This window comes from Streptomyces sp. NPDC051578 (assembly GCF_044454045.1).
In the GTDB taxonomy this organism is placed as follows: domain Bacteria; phylum Actinomycetota; class Actinomycetes; order Streptomycetales; family Streptomycetaceae; genus Streptomyces.
On record NZ_JBITDH010000001.1, the window covers coordinates 1,737,570 to 1,757,483 of the forward strand.

Sequence of the window (19,914 nt, forward strand, 5' to 3'; positions counted from 1 at the left end):
CCCGCTCAGACGTTGAAGCGGAACTCGACCACGTCGCCGTCCTGCATGACGTAGTCCTTGCCCTCCATGCGGGCCTTGCCCTTGGCGCGGGCTTCGGTGACCGAGCCGCATTCGACCAGGTCGGCGAAGGAGATGACCTCCGCCTTGATGAAGCCGCGCTGGAAGTCGGTGTGGATGACGCCGGCCGCCTCCGGGGCGGTGGCGCCCTTCTTGATGGTCCAGGCGCGGGTTTCCTTCGGGCCGGCCGTCAGGTAGGTCTGCAGGCCGAGGGTGTCGAAGCCGACGCGGCCGAGGGTGGCGAGGCCGGGCTCCTGCTGGCCCACCGACTGGAGGAGCTCCAGGGCTTCGTCCTCGTCCAGCTCCGAGAGGTCCTGCTCCAGCTTCGCGTTCAGGAAGATGGCCTCGGCCGGGGCGACCAGGGCGCTCTGCTCCGCCTTGAAGGCGTCGTCCGTCAGCTCGTCCTCGTCGACGTTGAAGACGTACAGGAACGGCTTCGTGGTCAGCAGGTGCAGCTCGTGGAGGAGGTCGCCCTTCTCGGTGCCCTTGGTGATGCCCTTCGAGAAGAGGGTGTCGCCGGCTTCGAGGATCTTCTGCGCCTCGGTGACCGCGGCCAGGACCGCGACCTTCTCCTTCTGGAGGCGGGACTCCTTCGTCAGGCGCGGCACCGCCTTCTCGATCGACTGGAGGTCGGCGAGGATCAGCTCCGTGTTGATCGTCTCGATGTCGTCCTTGGGCGACACCTTGCCGTCGACGTGGACGACGTTCTCGTCCTTGAAGGCGCGGATGACCTGGCAGATCGCGTCCGACTCGCGGATGTTCGCGAGGAACTTGTTGCCGAGGCCCTCGCCCTCCGACGCGCCGCGCACGATGCCCGCGATGTCGACGAAGTCGACCGTCGCCGGGAGGACCTTCTGCGAGCCGAAGATGCCCGCGAGGACGGCCAGACGGGGGTCCGGGACACCGACGACGCCGACGTTCGGCTCGATGGTGGCGAACGGGTAGTTGGCCGCCAGCACGTCGTTCTTGGTCAGGGCGTTGAACAGGGTCGACTTGCCGACATTCGGCAGGCCGACGATTCCGATCGTGAGCGACACGTTGGCGACTTCCCGTAGCTGGAGGGGGCGGCGGCCCGGGGATGGGCCACCTGACAGTTTACTTTCCGCTGAGTGGCACTCGATGTACGCGTGTCCAGGCCGCCCGGGAGGGCCCCTCCCGCCTAGTTTGGTGGGGTGGAGCCATACAGGGTGGAGCAGTACGGAAGCGCGAAGCGGTACGGCAGCGGGGAGCGGTACGGGACGAAGCGCCCCGTGCGCCGGCCCCGGACGTCCCCGTCTCCGCGGCCGGCGCCCGTACGACGGCTGCCCCGGCCCCGGCTGACCGGACTCGGCGGGGGGCTGTTCGCCTGCGCCGCGATGGTGCTGGTCGGGGGGATCGACTGGCTGCTGTTCGGCTCCTCGCTGTTCGCGTACGGGCTGCTGTTCCTGCCCGTTGCCGCCGCCACCGCGCTCTGGGTGCGCCCGGCGGACCTGATCACCGCGCCGGTGTCCGTGCCGATCGCCTTCGCCGTGGGGGTCTGGCCCGTCTCGGGGGGCTCGGGCGGCTTCGGCGGGGAGCTGATGGGCATCGTGTCGGCCCTGTCCCTGCACGCCGGCTGGCTGTACGCGGGCACCGTGATCGCCGCGCTGATCGCGCTGGTGCGCAAGGCCGTGCTGATCGGGAAGCGGCGGTTGCCCAGGCGCACGGCCTAGACGGGTCCCGGGCAACCGCCCCCGATGCCGGCCTACGCCGCCGGCCGGGCCGGCCGGGCCGCCATCGCCGCGCCGACGATGCCTGCGTTGTTCTGCAGCTGCGCCGGGACGATCTCCGCCCGGATGCCCTCGATCAGCGGGAGGAACTTGTCGGGCTTGCGGCTGACGCCGCCGCCGATGATGAACAGCTGCGGCGAGAACAGCATCTCCACGTGCGCCAGGTACTTCTGTACGCGCCGCGCCCAGCGCTCCCAGGTCATGTCCGCGTCCTCCTTGGCCTTCACCGAGGCCCGCTTCTCCGCGTCGTGCCCGTGCAGCTCCAGGTGCCCCAGCTCGGTGTTCGCCACCAGCCGGCCGTCCGTGAAGAGGGCGCTGCCGATGCCCGTGCCCAGCGTCAGCAGGATGACCGTGCCGCCCCGGCCGCGGCCGGCGCCGTACGTCATCTCGGCGACCCCGGCCGCGTCCGCGTCGTTCAGCACCGTCACCGGGCGGCCGCCGAGCCGGCTCGTGAGCAGGCCCGCCGTGTCCATGCCGACCCAGGCGGGGTCCATGTTGGCCGCGGTGCGCGTGACGCCGTCCGTGACGACGCCCGGGAAGGTGACGCCGACCGGGCCGTCCCACTCGAAGTGGCGGACGACCTCGACCACGACGTCGGCCACCCCCTCGGGGGTGGCCGGGTGCGGTGTCGGAAGTTTGAGGCGTTCGTGCACCGGCTCGCCGCGGTCCAGGTCCACGGGAGCGCCCTTGATGCCGGTTCCGCCGATGTCCACGCCGAAGATCTCCATGGGACCACCGTAGAGAACGGCGCGGCCCGTGGCCTACTCGTCGGCGGTCTTCGCGGCCCCGCCGCGTCCGGCGATCAGCTCGGCCGCTTCGGCGCGCAGATCACGGCGCAGCTCCTTCGGCAGCGAGAAGACGATCGACTCCTCGGCCGTCTTGACGATCTCCACGTCGCCGAAGCCGCGCTGCGCCAGCCACTCCAGCACCTCTTCGACCAGTACCTCCGGCACCGAGGCGCCCGAGGTCAGACCGACCGTGGTGACGCCCTCCAGCCAGGCCTCGTCGATCTCGCTGGCGAAGTCCACGAGGTACGCGGCGCCCGCGCCCGCGTCCAGGGCGACCTCGACCAGGCGGATGGAGTTCGAGGAGTTCTTGGAGCCGACGACGATGACCAGGTCGGAGTCGGCGCCCATCTGCTTCACGGCGGCCTGCCGGTTGGAGGTGGCGTAGCAGATGTCGTCGCTCGGCGGCGAGACCAGCAGCGGGAACTTGGTCTTGAGCGCGTCGACCGTCTCCATCGTCTCGTCCACCGAGAGGGTGGTCTGCGACAGCCAGACGACCTTCGACTCGTCCCGGACGGTCACCTTCTCCACGTCGTGCGGGCCGTCCACGATCGTGATGTGGTCGGGGGCCTCGCCGGAGGTGCCGATGACCTCCTCGTGGCCCTCGTGGCCGATGAGGAGGATGTCGAAGTCCTCGTTCGCGTACCGGATGGCTTCCTTGTGCACCTTGGTGACCAGCGGGCAGGTCGCGTCGATCGTCGCGAGCTTGCCGCGCGCCGCCTCCTCGTGGACCACGGGGGCCACGCCGTGCGCGGAGAACATGACGATGGAGCCCTCGGGTACCTCCTCCGTCCGCTCGACGAAGATGGCGCCCTTCTTCTCCAGCGTCTGCACCACGTACTTGTTGTGCACGATCTCGTGGCGTACGTAGACCGGCGCGCCGTACTGCTCAAGGGCTTTCTCGACGGCGATCACGGCTCGGTCGACTCCCGCGCAGTAGCCGCGCGGGGCGGCGAGCAGGACGCGGCGGGAAGCGGGAGCAGGGGCGGGAGCAGTCATGTGCTCCATCGTACGGGGGTCTCCGGCAGGCCGGTCGTCGCCCGTTCGGCACAGACTGGGTCGCACGTACGTACCGGCTATCCCCCGGAGGAACGATGGCGTCCGCGACGGGCACCCCCACGGCCCCCACCGCCCTGCGGCGGACCCTCGGCTTCCGGGACCTGGTCGTCTACGGGCTGCTCTTCATCGCCCCGATGGCACCGGTCGGGGTCTTCGGGACGCTCGACGCCACGTCGCACGGCGCGGTCGCCCTGGTCTACCTCGCCGCGACCGTCGCGATGGCCTTCACCGCCTCCTCCTACGCTCAGATGGTGCGGGTGGCGCCGCGGGCCGGGTCGGTGTTCACGTACGCCCGCCGGGGGCTGGGCGAGGGGGCCGGGCTGATCGCGGGGTGGATGGCGATGCTGGACTACCTGCTGATCCCGGCGGTCGCCTACCTCTTCTCCGGGATCGCGATGAACGCCCTGGTCCCGGAGGTCTCCCGGTGGGTGTGGACGGCGCTGGCGGTGGTGGTGACGACCCTGCTGAACCTGTGGGGCGTACGGGCGGCCGCGCGCGTCGGCTTCGCCGTGCTGGCGATGGAGATCCTGGTGCTGCTGGTGTTCGTGGTCGCGGCGGTGACGGTGCTGGCCGGGGGCGGGGCGCGGCGTGGCTGGCTGTCCCCGCTGACGGGGGACGGCTCGCTGGGCTTCTCGGCGGCCGCGGTGCTGGGCGCGGTGTCGGTCGCCGTCCTGTCGTACCTGGGCTTCGACGCCATCGCCTCCTTCGCGGAGGAGGTGACCGGGGGCTCGGAGCGGGTCGCGCGGGCGGTGCTGTTCTGCCTGGCGCTGGCCGGGGTGCTGTTCGTGGTGCAGAGCTACCTGGCGGCGCTGCTGATGCCCGTGTCGTCCGCGGAGCTGGCGGCCGACCCGTCGCTGCAGGGGACGGCGTTCTACACCGCGGTGGAGTCGGCGGCCGGAACCTGGCTGCACGACCTGGTCGCGGCGAGCAAGGCGATCGGGGCCGCCTTCGCGGCGCTGGCGGGGCAGGCGGCCGCGGGCCGGCTGGTGTTCGCGATGGCCCGGGAGCGGCGGCTGCCGCGGGCCCTGGCGGGGACCTCGGACGGGACGCCCCGGGCGGCCCTGCTGGTGGCGGCGACGGTGACGCTGGTGGCGGCGGTGTGGGCGGCCCGGCGTGACGACGGCCTGGACCAGCTGGTGTCGGTGGTGGACATCGGGGCGCTGGTGGCGTTCACGCTGCTGCACGCCTCGGTGGTGGGGTGGTTCGTCGTACGCCGCGCATCCGGGGCCCCGAACTGGTGGGTGCACCTGGTGGTCCCGGTGCTCGGCGCGGCGGTGACCGTCGCGGTGATCGTCGAGGCGGCCTGGACGGCGCAGCTGGTGGGGGCCGTGTGGCTGGTGGTGGGGCTGGGGGTACTGGTGGCCCAGAGGGGCCGGCGCGGGCGGCAGGGGGCGGCGGGCCCCGGGCCCGGCGCGGGTGCCGGTCCGGGCCCCGGTGTCGGCGCGGGCGGCTAGCCTGCCTGCATGGGTCTGAATACGTCGGCCGAGGCGCCGCTGCCGGTCGGTCAGGTGTCCCGGCTCATCGGGGGCTGGATCGACCGGCTCGGTCAGGTGTGGGTGGAGGGGCAGATCACGCAGCTGTCCCGGCGGCCGGGGGCGGGGGTGGTCTTCCTGACGCTGCGCGACCCGTCGCACGACATCTCGCTCAGCGTCACCTGCTTCCGGCAGGTCTACGACGACGTCGCGGACATCGTTTCCGAGGGCGCGCGCGTCGTCGTACGGGCCAAGCCGGAGTGGTACGCGCCGCGCGGGCAGCTGTCGCTGCGGGCGACGGAGATACGGCCGGTCGGCATCGGTGAGCTGCTGGCGCGCCTGGAGAAGCTCAAGCGCTCGCTGGCCTCCGAGGGCCTGTTCGCGCCGGACCGCAAGCGGCCGCTGCCGTTCCTGCCGCAGCTGATCGGGCTGGTGGTGGGCCGGGCGTCGGCGGCCGAGCGGGACGTGCTGGAGAACGCGCGGCGCCGGTGGCCGGCGGTCCGCTTCGAGGTGCGCAACGTCGCCGTCCAGGGGGTGAACGCGGTGCCCCAGGTGATCCGGGCGGTCAGGGAACTCGACGCCATGGACGAGGTCGACGTGATCATCGTGGCGCGCGGCGGCGGGAGCGTGGAGGACCTGCTGCCCTTCTCCGACGAAGAGGTCGTGCGGACGGTCGCGGCCGCCCGGACCCCCGTCGTGTCGGCGATCGGGCACGAGCCGGACTCCCCCCTGCTGGACCTGGTCGCGGACCTGCGGGCCTCCACGCCCACCGACGCGGCGAAGAAGGTGGTCCCGGACGTCGGCGAGGAGCTGGAGCGGGTACGCCAGCTCCAGGGCCGGGGGCTGCGCGCGCTGCGCGGGCTGCTCGACCGGGAGGAGCGCGGGCTCGCCCACGCCCTCGGCCGGCCGGTGTTCGTGCACCCGCGGCGGATGGTGGAGACCCGTGAGGCGGAGGTGGAGGCGCTGCTGGCGCGCAGCCGGCGAACGCTGGGGCACCTGCTGGACCGGGCGGACTCGGAGCTCACCCACACCCGGGCCCGGGTGGTGGCGCTGTCCCCGGCGGCGACCCTGGAGCGCGGGTACGCGGTGCTCCAGCGGGCCGACGGGCACGTGGTGCGTTCGCCGGAGGAGGTCGGACCGGGGGACGCCCTGCGCGCCAGGGTGGCGGCCGGGGAGTTCTCCGTACGCGTGGCAGCCGGGGCGGGGGCCGACCGAGGGGCCCCGGCGGACGCCGATTGACGGGGCGTCGGCTCACCGCACGATCCGCTGCACCGGAATTCAAGCAGGACCCGAGTTGATGCACAGAAGGTGGTACGGGAATGACTGAGGCCGACACGGCGCTGGGTTACGAGCAGGCCCGGGACGAGCTCATCGAGGTCGTCCGCAAGCTGGAGGCCGGCGGGACCTCGCTGGAGGACTCGCTCGCGCTCTGGGAACGGGGCGAGGAGCTGGCGAAGGTGTGCCGGCACTGGCTGGAAGGCGCGCGGGCGCGCCTGGATTCGGCCCTCGCCGAGCGGGACCGGAGCGAGGAGGACGCCGAGTGATCCCGGTCACCCCGACAGATTTAGTTGAAAATTCATCTATCTCTGGGTAGAGTCGCAGATATCGCGCTCCACCTCCGCATAGAAGAAGGCTTTCCGATGTCTCTCGTTCTCGACGCCGCCGCTCAGGACCTGCTGTTCCGCGAGGCCCGTACCGCCAACACCTTCTCGGACGAGCCGGTGACCGAGGAGCAGGTCCAGGCGATCTACGACCTGGTGAAGTACGGCCCCACCGCCTTCAACCAGACGCCCCTGCGCATCACCCTGGTCCGCTCCCCCGAGGCCCGCCAGCGCCTGGTGAAGCACATGGCCGAGGGCAACCAGGCCAAGACCGCCTCCGCCCCGCTGGTCGCGATCCTCTCCGCCGACAACGAGTTCCACGAGGAGCTGCCGCAGCTGCTCCCGCACTTCCCGCAGGCCAAGGACGCGTTCTTCTCCGAGCGCCCGGTCCGCGAGCAGGCCGCCCTGCTGAACGCCGCGCTGCAGGCCGGCTACTTCATCATCGGCGTCCGCGCCGCCGGCCTGGCCGCCGGCCCGATGACGGGTCTGGACTTCGACGGTGTCCAGAAGGAGTTCCTGGACGACGACCACACCCCGCTGATGGTCGTCAACATCGGCAAGCCGGGCGAGGACGCCTGGTTCCCGCGCTCCCCGCGCCTGGAGTTCGACCAGGTCATCACGACCGTCTGAGCCCGGCCCCCGCAGCAACGCCAGAGGCCGCCCGCCCCGGATCCCGGGGTGGGCGGCCTCTCGCATGTCCGCCGGGGCGGTTGCGTCACCGCGCGGCCGCCGCAGCGGCGGCCGCGCGGTGTCCGCCGGGCGGCTACTGACCCTGCTTGTACTCCAGCGCCGACGCCATCGCGCCGAGCTGCTCGAAGGAGACCGTCCCCGTCACCACCGTGACGTGGCCCTGCTCCTGGCGCACCAGCGCGTCGTACTTGTCGCCGTCCCAGCGCTCCCAGCTCTGGTCGCCGACCTGCTGCGACTGCCCGGTGGGCTTCGCCTGCTGGGTCACCTTGGCGATGTTCTTCGCGGACGCGTCGCTGGACTGCTCCACCGCCACGTACTGCTTGTCCGGATCGAGGAAGCCCAGGTGCCAGGCGTTCGCGTTCTTGCGCTCGAAGGACACGGAGGTCGCCCGCCACTCGGCCGGCAGCCCCACGGGCGCCGCGACCGGGTACGGGGCCGCGCGCCGGGCCGTCGCCGTCTCCACCCGGTAGTCGACCACGTGCGTCGGGTCGGCGTTCTCGTCATGCGGGACGAACATGTAGACCCCCGCCACGACGACACCGATCACCGCCAGCGACCGGACCATGTCCAAGACCGTCTGCTTGCCCTTCATACCTGCCACGGCTCCATAGTCCCGCATGAGTGGGAACGATCACCGCCGGGGTAGGGCGCGGCGCCCCGGCGGAGCCGCCGACGAGGCGCAAGATGTCCGCTCAGGCCAACAACCTGACCGATATTCCGCTCATAAGTGACCCGCTCTGCTCAATATGTCGACGTACCGATAGAGTTCGAACACCCTCACATCCCGGCCGTCGTCGTACAGAAAGGTGCGCTCCGATGACCGAGCACAACCTGCCGCCCCAGCTCGAAGTCTCCCCGGAGGCCCCCGACCGCAACCTCGCCCTGGAACTCGTCCGGGTCACCGAAGCCGCCGCCATGGCCGCCGGCCGCTGGGTGGGCCGCGGCGACAAGCTCGGCGCGGACGGCGCGGCGGTCAACGCCATGCGCACCCTGATCTCCACCGTCTCGATGAACGGCGTCGTCGTCATCGGCGAGGGCGAGAAGGACGAAGCACCGATGCTCTTCAACGGCGAGCGGGTCGGCGACGGCACCGGTGCCGAGGTCGACATCGCCGTGGACCCGATCGACGGCACCACCCTGAACGCCAAGGGCATGCCGAACGCCATCGCCGTCCTGGCCGCCGCCGACCGCGGCACCATGTTCGACCCGTCGGCGGTCTTCTACATGGAGAAGCTGGTCACCGGCCCCGAGGCCGCCGACTTCGTCGACATCAACGCGCCCGTCTCGGTCAACATCCGCCGCGTCGCCAAGGCCAAGAACATGGCCGTCGAGGACGTCACCGTGGTCATCCTGGACCGCCCCCGCCACGAGGGCATCGTCAAGGAGATCCGCGAGACCGGCGCCCGCATCAAGTTCATCTCGGACGGCGACGTCGCGGGCTCGGTCATGGCCGTGCGCGAGGGCACCGGCGTCGACCTGCTCCTCGGCATCGGCGGCACCCCCGAGGGCATCATCTCGGCCTGCGCCATCAAGTGCCTGGGCGGAACGATCCAGGGCAAGCTGTGGCCGAAGGACGACGCCGAGCGCCAGAAGGCCCTCGACGCCGGCCACGACCTGGACCGCGTCCTGCACACCAACGACCTGGTCTCCGGCGACAACGTCTTCTTCGTCGCCACCGGCATCACGGACGGCGAGCTGCTGCGCGGCGTCCACTACCGCTCGGAGACCGCGACCACGTCCTCGCTGGTCATGCGGTCGAAGTCGGGCACGATCCGGCAGATCGACTCCACCCACCGGCTGTCGAAGCTGCGCGCCTACAGCGCGATCGACTTCCACCACGCCCGGTAGGAGCACGCCTCAGGGGCGGGCTCGGGGCGGCCCGGGAGCGGGCTGCCGCGTCCTCGCCCGGCCGGCAACGCGCGTGGGGCGGTCCTCCTGGTGGAGGACCGCCCCACGCGCGTTCTGTCCGCTCACGTTCTTCGTACGCAGCCGTACGGAGGGGCCCACCGCGCCGGCGGCCCCTGCTCAGCCCGCGGCCGCGACCGGTCCCGCCCCGCCGGCCTGGCGGAGCTCCGCGGCCCGGCGCCGGCGCCGGGCGAGCACGACGCGCCGCTCGGCGGCGGTCAGTCCGCCCCAGACCCCGTAGGGCTCGGGCTGTAGAAGTGCGTGCTCGCGGCAGGCGACCATCACCGGGCACCGCGCGCAGACCCGCTTGGCGGCTTCCTCACGGGCGAGCCGCGCCGCGGTGGGCTCCTTGGAGGGGGCGAAGAACAGCCCCGCCTCGTCCCTGCGGCACACCGCCTCCGCATGCCATGGGCCGTCCTCTTCCCTCGCCGGCACCCGCGGCCTCGGCACGGCGGACGGACGCGCCTGGAGCGTCTTGACGGCGGCTACCTGCAGGGACTGATGCGGCGGATGCGGCACGGTCTACTCCTGACGACGTAACGCGAGCGAGAGACGATGCGTCAGTCCCTACCCGCTGTGCGTGCCCCTAAGCACTGCGTGCCGCGCGTCGGCCGCTCCACCGAACTTCGACCGAAACGCGTCCCTCCGCCCCCACGCCTGCCGGTCACCGGGCCGCGGCGTCCGGCAGTCCGGGCGCCCCCGCGCGCGGGCGCCCGAGCCTTCGGACGCCCCCGCGTTCAGGCGCCCGCGCGGTCAGGCGCCCGGCCGCCCGCGCAGCTTGCGCGCCAGGTCCGCGACCCGCGAGCCGCGCTTGGGCCGGGCCTCGATGTTGCCCAGCAGTGCGAAGCCGCGCACGATCACCACCGGCGCCTGCGGGTCGGCCCCCGCGGAACTCTCGTCGGTCACCTCGAAGTTGCCGAGCACGCCGCCGCCGTAGCCGCGCAGCGTCACGTTCTCCGGGACGATGATGTCGACGTTGCCGAGGACGCAGTTCACGTTGATCTCGGTGACCTGCTGCGCGAACACCGCCTCGGTCAGGTCGAGGGAGACGTCGCCGAGGACCGAGATCGCCCGGATGTGCGCCCCCGGGCGCCAGCGGCCCTTGCGCGCGGCGGAACTGCAGACGGCCAGCACCGTCTCCGCCGCGGCGCCCGGCGGCCCGGCGGCGGGCACCGGCGCGGGCGCGCTCGCGGCGGGCGCCCAGGCGGCGCCGTGGGCCGCGGGGAGGTCGCGTACGAGCACGTCCAGTTCCCCGACCGTCTTCACGGCGTAGAGGGAGTCCAGGCGGTCGGAGTGCTCCTCGGCGGTCAGCCGGCCTTCGGCCAGGGCGTCGGCGAGGATCTGTGCGATCCGGTCCCGGTCGGCGTCGGAGGCGCGCAGCTCGACGACCGGGGGGACGGCGGGCGCGGCAGGGGCGGCGGGGTGCTTTTCCAAGTCCACACCGCCAGCATAGCGAAACACGATAGATCGCGATACTCCCCCGGCTCGCGGGCGCCGGCCCGAACCAGTGAGCCTTACCTCACAAGCACAGCCGTCCGGGGAGGTCCTACGCTGGTGGACTGCGCTGCCAATAGTTCGTCAGTGCTGTCTGCCGAGTGAGGAATGGCCACGATGCCGGAGTTCGCGTACACCGACCTGCTGCCCTTGGGCGAGGACACCACCCCCTACCGGCTGGTGACCTCCGAAGGCGTCTCCACCTTCGAGGCCGACGGCCGTACGTTCCTCAAGGTCGAGCCCGAGGCGCTGCGCAAGCTGGCCGAAGAGGCCATCCACGACATCCAGCACTTCCTGCGCCCCGCGCACCTCGCGCAGCTGCGCCGGATCATCGACGACCCCGAGGCCTCCTCGAACGACAAGTTCGTCGCCCTCGACCTGCTCAAGAACGCGAACATCGCGGCCGCCGGCGTGCTCCCGATGTGCCAGGACACGGGCACCGCGATCGTGATGGGCAAGCGCGGCCAGAACGTCCTGACCGAGGGCGGCGACGAGGCGGCCCTCTCGCGCGGGATCTACGACGCGTACACGCGACTGAACCTGCGCTACTCGCAGATGGCCCCGCTGACCATGTGGGAGGAGAAGAACACCGGCTCGAACCTGCCCGCGCAGATCGAGCTGTACGCGACCGACGGCGGCGCGTACAAGTTCCTCTTCATGGCGAAGGGCGGCGGCAGCGCCAACAAGTCCTTCCTGTACCAGGAGACGAAGGCGGTCCTCAACGAGGGCTCCATGATGAAGTTCCTGGAGGAGAAGATCCGCTCGCTGGGCACGGCTGCCTGCCCGCCCTACCACCTCGCGATCGTGGTCGGCGGCACCTCGGCGGAACACGCGCTCAAGACGGCCAAGTACGCCTCGGCCCACTACCTCGACGAGCTGCCCACGGAGGGCTCCCCCCTCGGCCACGGCTTCCGCGACCTCGACCTCGAACAGCAGGTCTTCGAGCTGACGCAGAAGATCGGCATCGGCGCGCAGTTCGGCGGCAAGTACTTCTGCCACGACGTGCGCGTGGTCCGCCTGCCGCGCCACGGCGCGTCCCTGCCGGTCGCCATCGCCGTCTCCTGCTCGGCCGACCGCCAGGCGGTCGCCAAGATCACCGCCGAGGGCGTCTTCCTGGAGCAGCTGGAGCGCGACCCCGCCCGCTTCCTGCCGGACACCACCGACGAGCACCTCGCCGAATCGGCGGACGTCGTCTCCATCGACCTGAACCAGCCGATGGACGAGATCCTGGCGACCCTGACCAAGCACCCGGTCAAGACCCGCCTGAGCCTGACCGGACCGCTGGTCGTGGCGCGCGACATCGCGCACGCCAAGATCAAGGAGCGGCTGGACGCGGGCGAGGGCATGCCGCAGTACCTCAAGGACCACCCGGTCTACTACGCCGGCCCCGCCAAGACCCCCGAGGGCTACGCCTCCGGCTCCTTCGGCCCGACCACCGCCGGACGCATGGACTCCTACGTCGAGCAGTTCCAGGCGGCGGGCGGCTCCAAGGTCATGCTGGCCAAGGGCAACCGCTCGCAGCAGGTGACGGACGCCTGCGGTGCGCACGGCGGCTTCTACCTCGGCTCGATCGGCGGCCCGGCCGCGCGCCTCGCCCAGGACTGCATCAAGAAGGTCGAGGTCCTGGAGTACGAGGAGCTCGGCATGGAGGCGGTCTGGAAGATCGAGGTCGAGGACTTCCCGGCCTTCATCGTCGTCGACGACAAGGGCAACGACTTCTTCCAGAACCCGGCCCCGGAGCCCACCTTCACCCACATCCCGGTCCGCGGCCCGGGCCTCGGCTGAGCGGAGCGGGACGCCCCGCCCGGTGCGGGCGGGGCGCGGCCGTGGGGCGGGGCGCGGGTCGGTTAACGTCGGGGTGGCGGGGAGGTGGCTTCCCGTTCACTCCGGTTCGCAAGGATCCCCGTATGACTGTGACGTCCCCCCTCCGCACCGGCCGCACGGTACGCGTCATCGCCCATCGCGGGGCCTCGTCCGAGCACCCCGAGCACACGCTGGCCGCGTACCGGCAGGCCATCGCCGACGGGGCCGACGCACTGGAGTGCGACGTACGGCTGAGCGCCGACGGGCGGCTGGTGTGCGTGCACGACCGGCGGGTGGAGCGGACCTCGGACGGGCGCGGGGTCGTCTCCGCCATGACCTACGAGGAGCTGGCCGCGCTCGACTTCGGCGGGTGGAAGGGTGAGGAGCACCGCGGGGCGCAGGTGCTGCTCTTCGAGGACCTGCTCAAGGAGGCGCTTTCCGCCGGCCGGCCCGTCGGACTGGCCGTGGAGACCAAGCACCCGACCCGCGCGGGCGGCCGGCTGGAGGCCGAGCTCGTACGGGTGCTCAAGGAGCACGGGCTCGCCGACGGCAAGGACGGCCTCGTCGAGGTGATGAGCTTCTCGCGGACCGCCCTGGCCCGGTTGCACCGGCTCGCGCCCGGCCTGCCCGCCGTGTACCTGATCGAGCGGACGCTTCGCCCCCCGCGCCCGCCGTACGCCACGCACGCGGGCCCGGGCATCGACCTGGTGCGGCGTGACCCGGGGCTGGTGGGGCGGTTGCAGGCCAAGGGGCTCGCGGTGCGGGTGTGGACGGTGGACGAGCCCGAGGACGTGGAGCTGTGCCTGCGTCTGGGCGTCGACACGCTGATCACCAACCGGCCCCGGCAGGTACGTGACCTCGTGGGCCGGCCGGCTCGGCCGCGGTAGCCGGTGCGGCCGCAGCGGCGTTGAGGGGCGGCGATGAGGACACCCGGCCGGGGACCGGCCGGGTGTGGGGGGTGTACGGGGCGGTCAGACGAAGCGCTGGTTGGGCGAGCCGTTGCAGGTCTGCAGGCGCAGCGGTTCGTGCGGGGCGGCGACGGTCAGGCACATGCCGGTTGCGGCCGCGGGGCGCAGGGTGGCGCCGTCGCGGACGAACTGCTGGTTCGCCCCGCCGTGGCAGTTGTAGATGATCAGGGCGGTGCCGTTGCCGTAGTTGGCTCCGGGTGCGTCCAGGCAGCGGTCCTGGGTCAGTTCGGTGTGCAGGGCCTTGCGCGTGGTGTCGTACCACCAGCCCTGGTTGCGGCCGCCGTGGCAGTCCCAGCCGACCACCTTGGTGTCGTTGGCGCTGGAGCCGCCGAAGGTGTCCAGGCAGTTGCCGGTGGCCTCGTTCTTGAGGGGCTTGTAGAGGGAGTCCCAGGCGCCGGCGGTCAGGACCGGGGTGCCCGTGCTCGCCGGGTCGGCGCAGGAGGCTTCGCGCAGGCCGGAGTCGTAGAGCTGGGTCAGGCAGGAGGCGAAGGCTCCGTGGCCGCGGTAGTTGGGGTGGAAGGACTGCCGGGCGGTGTTCTCGTCCCAGGGGAAGTGGTCCCCGAGGTCGAGGTAGAGGCCGCGGGCCCAGGTGTCCTCCATGCACACCTCGTGGCCGTGGAAGAGCCGCGAGTCGTCCAGGTAGACGGCGCCGGAGGCGAGGGCCGCCTCGCGCATGCCCTTCTCGAACGTGGGTACCGCGTAGTTGCGGCCCCAGGCGGCGTCGGAGTCGTAGCCGGCGCAGCCTCCCGGGAGTTTGCCGGGGAAGCCCGGGTTGTCGTTGAAGTCGGGGCCGATGGGGCTCGGGTAGCCCATGACGACCAGTTTGTAGTCGGAGTCGGCGTAACCGGCTTCGCGCATGACCGTCTTGAGGTCCGCGACGGTCGCCTCCACCTTGGGCTTCAGACCGTCGACGCGGGCCTGCCAGCCGGGGCCGTACTTGGGCTCGCAGGTGCCCTGGCTGAGGACCCAGCGGGTGACGCAGTCCGTCATGACGGGGCCGAACTGGAGGTCGTCGTTGGCGCCGGCGACCAGCAGCACCATCTTGATCCGGGTGTTGCGGGCCTTGATGGCGAGGTTGTCGCTCTGGACCAGCTCGTCGGGGTACTGCTTGGTGCCGCCGATCCGGATGTTTCCGGTGTACCCGCCGGAGCAGGCGACGTTGAAGGTGAGGTCGGCCGGGATGCCGGTGCGGTGGATCGCGGAGTCGGGCGAGCGGTGGCACTGGTTGGTGGACGTGTTGGTGGCGGGGTCGTAGTTGCCGACGCCCTCGCCCGAGATCTCGCTGTCCCCGAGCGAGATCAGGCCGGTCTTGCGGTCGGCGACCGGGCGGATGGCCGGGTCCCCGTAGATCTTGGTGGCCTCGGCCGCCCGGATGGCTTCCAGTTCGGGCGAGAGGGGGGTGGCGGCCGCTCCGGCGGCGGGTGCGGCCTGGGCCATGGGGGTGATGGCGGTGACGCCCCCGAGGGCGGCCGCGATCGCCGCGACGGCGGCGAAGGTAGATCTGAGCCTGGGTTTCGTACGTGCACGTGCCATGAACGCCTCCCCGATATCAGTGTTACCCCCGGTATTTACTGGCCGGTAGGGGAGTTGGGAACACTTCTAACAAGACAATTGCTCAACTTTTTGAGGAGGCACCGAACATGACCGATGATCAGAAGCCCCAGGAGCGTCCGGCCGAGTTCCGGATCGAGCACGACTCCATGGGCGAGGTACGGGTCCCCGCGCACGCCAAATGGCGGGCCCAGACCCAGCGCGCGGTGGAGAACTTCCCCGTGTCCGGCCAGCGGCTGGAGCGCGCCCACATCGCCGCGCTGGCCCGCGTGAAGGCGGCGGCCGCGCTGGTGAACGCCCGGCTCGGCGTCCTGGACGAGGACGTCGCCCAGGCGATCCGCTCCGCCGCCGAGGAGGTCGCCGACGGCCGCTGGGACGAGCACTTCCCCGTCGACGTGTTCCAGACCGGGTCGGGGACCTCGTCCAACATGAACACCAACGAGGTGATCGCCACGCTGGCGAGCGAGCGGCTCGGCCGCCCGGTGCACCCGAACGACGACGTCAACGCCTCGCAGAGCTCCAACGACGTCTTCCCCTCCTCCGTGCACATCGCGGCGACCGCCGCCGTCACCGGTGAGCTGATCCCGGCGCTGGAACACCTCGCCGCCGCGCTGGAGCGGAAGTCCGCCGAGTTCGCGGAGGTGGTCAAGGCCGGGCGCACCCACCTGATGGACGCGACGCCGGTCACCCTCGGCCAGGAGTTCGGCGGATACGCGGCCCAGGTGCGCCACGGCGTCGAGCGGTTGCGCGCGGCCCTGCCCCGGCTCGCCGAACTGCCCCTGGGCGGCACGGCGGTGGGCACCGGTATCAACACCCCGCCCGGCTTCTCCGCCGCGGTGATCGCGGAGGTGGCCGCCGCGACGGGACTGCCGCTGACCGAGGCGCGGGACCACTTCGAGGCCCAGGGTGCCCGGGACGCACTGGTGGAGACCTCGGGGATGCTCCGTACGGTCGCCGTCTCCCTCACCAAGATCTGCAACGATCTGCGCTGGATGGCTTCGGGTCCGCGCACCGGATTGGCCGAAATCAATCTCCCGGATCTCCAGCCGGGGTCCTCGATCATGCCGGGGAAGGTCAATCCGGTCATCCCGGAGGCCGTCCTGATGGTGGCCGCGCAGGTGACGGGCAACGACGCGGCGGTCGCCGTCGCGGGCGCGTCCGGCAACTTCGAGCTCAACGTGATGATCCCGCTGATGGCCCGGAACCTGCTCGAATCGATCCGTCTGCTGGGCAACGCGAGCCGGCTGCTGGCCGACCGGACGGTGGACGGGATCACCGCCAACTCCGAGCGGGCCAGGGAGTACGCGGAGTCCTCGCCCTCGGTGGTGACCCCGCTGAACCGCTACATCGGCTACGAGGAGGCCGCCAAGGTGGCCAAGCGGGCCCTGGCGGAGCGCAAGACGATCCGGGAGGTCGTGCTCGAATCCGGCTACGTCGAACAGGGCGCGCTCACCCTCGCCCAGATGGACGAGGCGCTGGACGTGCTGCGCATGACCCGGCCCTGAACGCCCGGGGGACGGGGGCCGGATCCGGTCGATTCCCGTCCCCGGACGAGGCCGTGACCTGCACCGCAGCACAAGGAGGGGCCCCCGCCCTAAGATCTGCGCATGACAGGTACCGGAGGCCGCGGGGACGGCGACGCACAGGGCGGCACGCACGACGGGGCGCCGGACACGCGCTGGGCGCCCGGGGAGCAGATCCTGTGGCGCTACCGCGACCCCGCCCCGGGCCGCACGGGCCCGGTGCACATCTGCCGGCCGGTGACGGTGGTGCGGGACACGGCCGAGCTGCTGGCGGTGTGGATGGCGCCCGGCACCGAATGCGTCAAGCCGGTGCTCGCCGACGGGACGCCCGTGCACGAGGAGCCCCTCGCCACCCGCTACACCGCGCCCCGGACCACCGTGCGCTCGCGCTGGTTCGGGGCCGGGGTGCTGAAACTGGCCCGGCCCGGGGAGCCGTGGTCGGTGTGGCTGTTCTGGGAGCACGGCTGGCGGTTCAAGAACTGGTACGTCAACCTGGAGGAACCCCGGACCCGGTGGGCGGCCGGGGTGGACTCCGTGGACCATTTCCTCGACATCTGCGTGTACCCCGACCGCAGCTGGGTGTGGCGCGACGAGGACGAGTTCGCGCAGGCGCGGCGGGTCGGGCTGGTGGACCCCCCGCTGGCGCGCCGGGTGCAGGATGCGGGCCGCGCGGCCGTGGAGGCCGTCAAGGAGTGGGGCCCGCCGTTCCGCGACGGCTGGCAGGACTGGCGCCCCGATCCACGTTGGCCGGTTCCGGTACTGCCGGAGGACTGGGACCGCACCCCGGCGCATATGACGTCATGAGACCCTTGATGCGCCCCCGGGGTTCAACCGTAGGATCGTCCTCCGCCGGGCTCGACAGCCGTAATCGACGTGCAGCGCAGGGGACTTGGTGCCGGACCGACGCGAGGTGAGGTAACGAGCGGGACGCGGAACCGCGGGGCGGTGGTGCCCCTGCCGCTGAGCGGGTATACCGCGACTGAACCGAGTTGAGTGCAGCGCACATCGAGCGCAAACGGACGGAAATCCACGCGTGACGGAGTACCCCACCTCCCAGGAGGGCCCGCAGCCCGTCGCCTCCGGCGGAGGTACGGATGACGCCGGCCACGGCAAGGCCCCGATCGTGGCCGCCGAGGCCGTGCGCACGCATGCCCAGAACGCGGCCGGTGACCCGGACGGCGCCCGAGCGCCCGGCCGGTCCGCCGGACTGCCCCGGCCGCGGGGCGGCGTCGCCGGCAAGGGCGGCGGCAGCGGTGCGGGAAGCGGCATCGGTGCGGGAAGCGGCAGCGGTGCGAGCGGCGGCATCGGTGCGGGAAGCGGGATCGGTGCGGGCGGCGGCGCCCGTCCGGCCGTCGACGGGACGCCCGCGGTGGGCGGCGCGGGAGGCGCCCCGGCCGGTTCCGGCGGCCCGGGCGGCGCCGCCTCGGCGGAGGTCACCGCATCGCGCCGCGAGGGCGACCGGCTGCGCTTCGTCGGCGCGGCCACCCGCCGGATCGCGCGCGGCATCGACCTGGACGAGATCGTGCTCGGCCTGTGCCGGGCCACCGTGCCGACCTTCTCCGACGCCATCCTCGTCTACCTGCGCGATCCGCTGCCGGTCGGTGACGAGCGTCCCGTCGGCCCGGTCGTCTTAAGGCTGCGCCGCACCGACCGGCTCCGGCCCCTGGACGACCTGACGGCCGGCGAGTTCGCCGGGGCCGCCGGGTCGGGCGGGGAACTCGACTTCAGCCGGCTGCCGCTGGTCGGCCCGCAGGGCGACCTGCCCGCCTCCGAGCTGTGCGAGATCCGGCCGGGCGGCCCGCTCGCCGAGGTGCTGCGCGGCGTCCGCCCCGTGTTCGGGTCCTCCGTCGCCGCGACGGACGCCCTGTCGGAGCTGCTGGGCGGCGACCACCCCGTACCGCGCGGGCAGCGGGCGATCCTCGCGCCGTTGCGCGGACGGCGCCGGGTGATCGGCGCGGCGGTGTTCCTGCGCACCCCGGAGCGGCCCGCCTTCGAGACCAACGACCTGCTGGTGGCGGCGCAGCTGGCCACGCACACGGCGCTCGGCATCGACAAGGCGGTGCTGTACGGCCGCGAGGCGTACATCGCCGACGAACTCCAGCGCACCATGCTCCCCGACAGCCTCCCCCAGCCCACCGGGGTCCGCCTCGCCTCCCGTTACCTGCCGGCCGCCGAGACGGCCCGGGTGGGCGGCGACTGGTACGACGCCATACCGCTGCCCGGCAGCCGGGTCGCGCTGGTCGTCGGCGACGTCATGGGCCACTCCATGACCTCCGCCGCGATCATGGGGCAGCTGCGCACCACCGCGCAGACCCTCGCGCAGCTCGACCTGCCGCCCGCGGAGGTCCTGCACCACCTGGACGAGCAGGCCCAGCGCCTGGGTTCCGACCGGATGGCGACCTGCCTGTACGCGGTCTACGACCCCGTCTCGCACCGGATCACCATCGCCAACGCCGGCCACCCCCCGCCGGTGCTCCTGCACCTGGGCGGCCGCGCCGAGGTGCTGCGCGTACCGCCGGGCGCCCCCATCGGCGTCGGCGGCGTGGACTTCGAGGCGGTGGAGCTGGACGCCCCGGCGGGCGCCACCCTGCTGCTGTACACCGACGGGCTGGTGGAGTCCCGGCTCCGCGACGTCTGGACCGGCATCGAGCAGCTGCGGGAGCGGCTGGCCACCACGGCGCAGCTGACCGGCGTGGACCACCCGCCGCCGCTGGAGGCGCTGTGCGACGACGTGCTGGACATGCTCGGTCCCGGTGACCGGGACGACGACATCGCGCTGCTGGCGGCCCGCTTCGACGGGATCGCGCCCAGTGACGTGGCGTACTGGTTCCTGGACCCGGAGGAGACCGCTCCCGGCCGGGCCCGCCGCTTCGCCCGCCGGGCACTGGCCCGTTGGGGCCTGGAGGAGCTGCAGGACTCCCTCGAACTGCTGGTCAGCGAGGTGGTCACCAACGCCGTCCGGTACGCGGAGCGGCCCGTGACCCTGCGTCTGCTCAGGACGGACGTGCTGCGCTGCGAGGTCGGCGACGACTCCCCGCAGCTGCCCCGCCAGCGCCGGGCCCGGGAGACGGACGAGGGCGGCCGTGGCCTGTTCCTCGTCAACCGTATGGCCCGCCGGTGGGGTGCCACCCGGCTGAGCAGCGGGAAGGTCGTGTGGTTCGAACTCACGCTGCCCCGCGGCGACTCCGGCTGAGGCAGTCCGGCCGGGAAACGCAGCCGCCCCGCGACGATCACGTCACGGGGCGGTTTTCCGTTGTC

General features: G+C 72.2%; 18 protein-coding genes. 11 read left to right on the forward strand and 7 right to left on the reverse strand.

Annotated elements, in window-relative coordinates; translation table 11 throughout:
- Window positions 1–5: 5 nt before the first annotated feature.
- Complete coding sequence (gene ychF / locus ACIA6C_RS07755; protein ID WP_361129170.1) at window positions 6–1,094, reverse strand: redox-regulated ATPase YchF; 1,089 nt, start codon at window positions 1,092–1,094, stop codon at window positions 6–8.
- A gap of 135 nt (window positions 1,095–1,229) precedes the next feature.
- Here ychF and ACIA6C_RS07760 point away from each other — a divergent pair, with 135 nt between their 5' ends.
- A complete protein-coding gene (locus tag ACIA6C_RS07760) occupies window positions 1,230–1,748 on the forward strand; it encodes a DUF6542 domain-containing protein (RefSeq protein WP_399273613.1) in 519 nt (172 codons plus the stop codon).
- Window positions 1,749–1,780: 32 nt separating this feature from the next.
- Here the strand turns inward: ACIA6C_RS07760 and ppgK are convergent, their stop codons facing one another.
- Together ppgK and ACIA6C_RS07770 are read right to left on the reverse strand one after the other, a co-directional pair.
- Window positions 1,781–2,533, reverse strand: coding sequence for a polyphosphate--glucose phosphotransferase (gene ppgK / locus ACIA6C_RS07765; RefSeq protein WP_399273615.1), 753 nt, complete (start codon window positions 2,531–2,533; stop codon window positions 1,781–1,783).
- Window positions 2,534–2,566: 33 nt separating this feature from the next.
- Complete coding sequence (locus tag ACIA6C_RS07770; protein ID WP_399273617.1) at window positions 2,567–3,598, reverse strand: 4-hydroxy-3-methylbut-2-enyl diphosphate reductase; 1,032 nt, start codon at window positions 3,596–3,598, stop codon at window positions 2,567–2,569.
- Window positions 3,599–3,684: 86 nt separating this feature from the next.
- On the opposite strand from ACIA6C_RS07770, the gene ACIA6C_RS07775 reads away from it, so the two are divergent.
- From ACIA6C_RS07775 to ACIA6C_RS07790, 4 genes are all read left to right on the forward strand, one after another.
- Entirely contained in the window at window positions 3,685–5,103 is a 1,419-nt protein-coding gene (locus tag ACIA6C_RS07775) for an APC family permease (protein ID WP_399273619.1), read from the forward strand.
- Between the two features lie 9 nt (window positions 5,104–5,112).
- Complete coding sequence (xseA, locus tag ACIA6C_RS07780; RefSeq protein WP_399273621.1) at window positions 5,113–6,360, forward strand: exodeoxyribonuclease VII large subunit; 1,248 nt, start codon at window positions 5,113–5,115, stop codon at window positions 6,358–6,360.
- 80 nt (window positions 6,361–6,440) lie between these two features.
- Window positions 6,441–6,665, forward strand: a complete 225-nt coding sequence (locus tag ACIA6C_RS07785; RefSeq protein WP_361129186.1) for an exodeoxyribonuclease VII small subunit — start codon at window positions 6,441–6,443, stop codon at window positions 6,663–6,665.
- Between the two features lie 96 nt (window positions 6,666–6,761).
- Complete coding sequence (locus ACIA6C_RS07790; protein WP_361129189.1) at window positions 6,762–7,352, forward strand: malonic semialdehyde reductase; 591 nt, start codon at window positions 6,762–6,764, stop codon at window positions 7,350–7,352.
- Between the two features lie 133 nt (window positions 7,353–7,485).
- Here ACIA6C_RS07790 and ACIA6C_RS07795 read toward each other — a convergent pair whose 3' ends face one another.
- Window positions 7,486–8,004 (reverse strand): DUF4245 domain-containing protein, encoded by a 519-nt coding sequence (locus ACIA6C_RS07795; RefSeq protein ID WP_361129823.1) that lies wholly within the window; start codon window positions 8,002–8,004, stop codon window positions 7,486–7,488.
- A gap of 224 nt (window positions 8,005–8,228) precedes the next feature.
- Between ACIA6C_RS07795 and glpX the strand changes: the two genes are divergently transcribed.
- Window positions 8,229–9,260 (forward strand): class II fructose-bisphosphatase, encoded by a 1,032-nt coding sequence (gene glpX, locus ACIA6C_RS07800; protein WP_361129192.1) that lies wholly within the window; start codon window positions 8,229–8,231, stop codon window positions 9,258–9,260.
- A gap of 177 nt (window positions 9,261–9,437) precedes the next feature.
- Here glpX and ACIA6C_RS07805 read toward each other — a convergent pair whose 3' ends face one another.
- Both ACIA6C_RS07805 and ACIA6C_RS07810 read right to left on the reverse strand, forming a co-directional pair.
- Window positions 9,438–9,836 carry a WhiB family transcriptional regulator gene (locus ACIA6C_RS07805; protein WP_399273624.1) on the reverse strand — a complete coding sequence of 133 codons (399 nt, stop codon included), beginning with the start codon at window positions 9,834–9,836 and terminating at the stop codon, window positions 9,438–9,440.
- Between the two features lie 234 nt (window positions 9,837–10,070).
- On the reverse strand, window positions 10,071–10,757 hold the full coding sequence (locus ACIA6C_RS07810) for a DUF1707 domain-containing protein (RefSeq protein WP_399273626.1): 687 nt from the start codon (window positions 10,755–10,757) through the stop codon (window positions 10,071–10,073).
- 171 nt (window positions 10,758–10,928) lie between these two features.
- Here ACIA6C_RS07810 and ACIA6C_RS07815 point away from each other — a divergent pair, with 171 nt between their 5' ends.
- Window positions 10,929–12,596 carry a fumarate hydratase gene (locus ACIA6C_RS07815; protein WP_361129198.1) on the forward strand — a complete coding sequence of 556 codons (1,668 nt, stop codon included), beginning with the start codon at window positions 10,929–10,931 and terminating at the stop codon, window positions 12,594–12,596.
- A 122-nt stretch (window positions 12,597–12,718) separates the two neighbouring features.
- Window positions 12,719–13,501 carry a glycerophosphodiester phosphodiesterase gene (locus ACIA6C_RS07820; RefSeq protein WP_399273628.1) on the forward strand — a complete coding sequence of 261 codons (783 nt, stop codon included), beginning with the start codon at window positions 12,719–12,721 and terminating at the stop codon, window positions 13,499–13,501.
- An 84-nt stretch (window positions 13,502–13,585) separates the two neighbouring features.
- Here the strand turns inward: ACIA6C_RS07820 and ACIA6C_RS07825 are convergent, their stop codons facing one another.
- Window positions 13,586–15,115 carry a ricin-type beta-trefoil lectin domain protein gene (locus ACIA6C_RS07825; protein WP_399273630.1) on the reverse strand — a complete coding sequence of 510 codons (1,530 nt, stop codon included), beginning with the start codon at window positions 15,113–15,115 and terminating at the stop codon, window positions 13,586–13,588.
- 107 nt (window positions 15,116–15,222) lie between these two features.
- Here ACIA6C_RS07825 and ACIA6C_RS07830 point away from each other — a divergent pair, with 107 nt between their 5' ends.
- From ACIA6C_RS07830 to ACIA6C_RS07840, 3 genes are all read left to right on the forward strand, one after another.
- The gene (locus ACIA6C_RS07830) at window positions 15,223–16,638 is read left to right on the forward strand and encodes a class II fumarate hydratase (protein ID WP_399273632.1); all 1,416 of its coding nucleotides are present in this window, start codon (window positions 15,223–15,225) and stop codon (window positions 16,636–16,638) included.
- 102 nt (window positions 16,639–16,740) lie between these two features.
- Complete coding sequence (locus ACIA6C_RS07835; RefSeq protein WP_399273634.1) at window positions 16,741–17,460, forward strand: DUF402 domain-containing protein; 720 nt, start codon at window positions 16,741–16,743, stop codon at window positions 17,458–17,460.
- A 229-nt stretch (window positions 17,461–17,689) separates the two neighbouring features.
- Complete coding sequence (locus tag ACIA6C_RS07840; RefSeq protein WP_399273636.1) at window positions 17,690–19,849, forward strand: SpoIIE family protein phosphatase; 2,160 nt, start codon at window positions 17,690–17,692, stop codon at window positions 19,847–19,849.
- Window positions 19,850–19,914: the final 65 nt, after the last annotated feature.

Coding starts and splice junctions, on each gene's coding strand:
- ACIA6C_RS07830 (WP_399273632.1), top strand. CDS start 15,223: ATGACCGATGATCAGAAGCCCCAGGAGCGTCCGGCCGAGTTCCGGATC.
- ACIA6C_RS07815 (WP_361129198.1), top strand. CDS start 10,929: ATGCCGGAGTTCGCGTACACCGACCTGCTGCCCTTGGGCGAGGACACC.
- ACIA6C_RS07770 (WP_399273617.1), bottom strand. CDS start 3,598: ATGGAGCACATGACTGCTCCCGCCCCTGCTCCCGCTTCCCGCCGCGTC.
- ACIA6C_RS07820 (WP_399273628.1), top strand. CDS start 12,719: ATGACTGTGACGTCCCCCCTCCGCACCGGCCGCACGGTACGCGTCATC.
- ACIA6C_RS07825 (WP_399273630.1), bottom strand. CDS start 15,115: ATGGCACGTGCACGTACGAAACCCAGGCTCAGATCTACCTTCGCCGCC.
- ACIA6C_RS07790 (WP_361129189.1), top strand. CDS start 6,762: ATGTCTCTCGTTCTCGACGCCGCCGCTCAGGACCTGCTGTTCCGCGAG.
- ppgK (WP_399273615.1), bottom strand. CDS start 2,533: ATGGAGATCTTCGGCGTGGACATCGGCGGAACCGGCATCAAGGGCGCT.
- glpX (WP_361129192.1), top strand. CDS start 8,229: ATGACCGAGCACAACCTGCCGCCCCAGCTCGAAGTCTCCCCGGAGGCC.
- ACIA6C_RS07785 (WP_361129186.1), top strand. CDS start 6,441: ATGACTGAGGCCGACACGGCGCTGGGTTACGAGCAGGCCCGGGACGAG.
- xseA (WP_399273621.1), top strand. CDS start 5,113: ATGGGTCTGAATACGTCGGCCGAGGCGCCGCTGCCGGTCGGTCAGGTG.
- ACIA6C_RS07775 (WP_399273619.1), top strand. CDS start 3,685: ATGGCGTCCGCGACGGGCACCCCCACGGCCCCCACCGCCCTGCGGCGG.
- ACIA6C_RS07835 (WP_399273634.1), top strand. CDS start 16,741: ATGACAGGTACCGGAGGCCGCGGGGACGGCGACGCACAGGGCGGCACG.
- ACIA6C_RS07795 (WP_361129823.1), bottom strand. CDS start 8,004: ATGAAGGGCAAGCAGACGGTCTTGGACATGGTCCGGTCGCTGGCGGTG.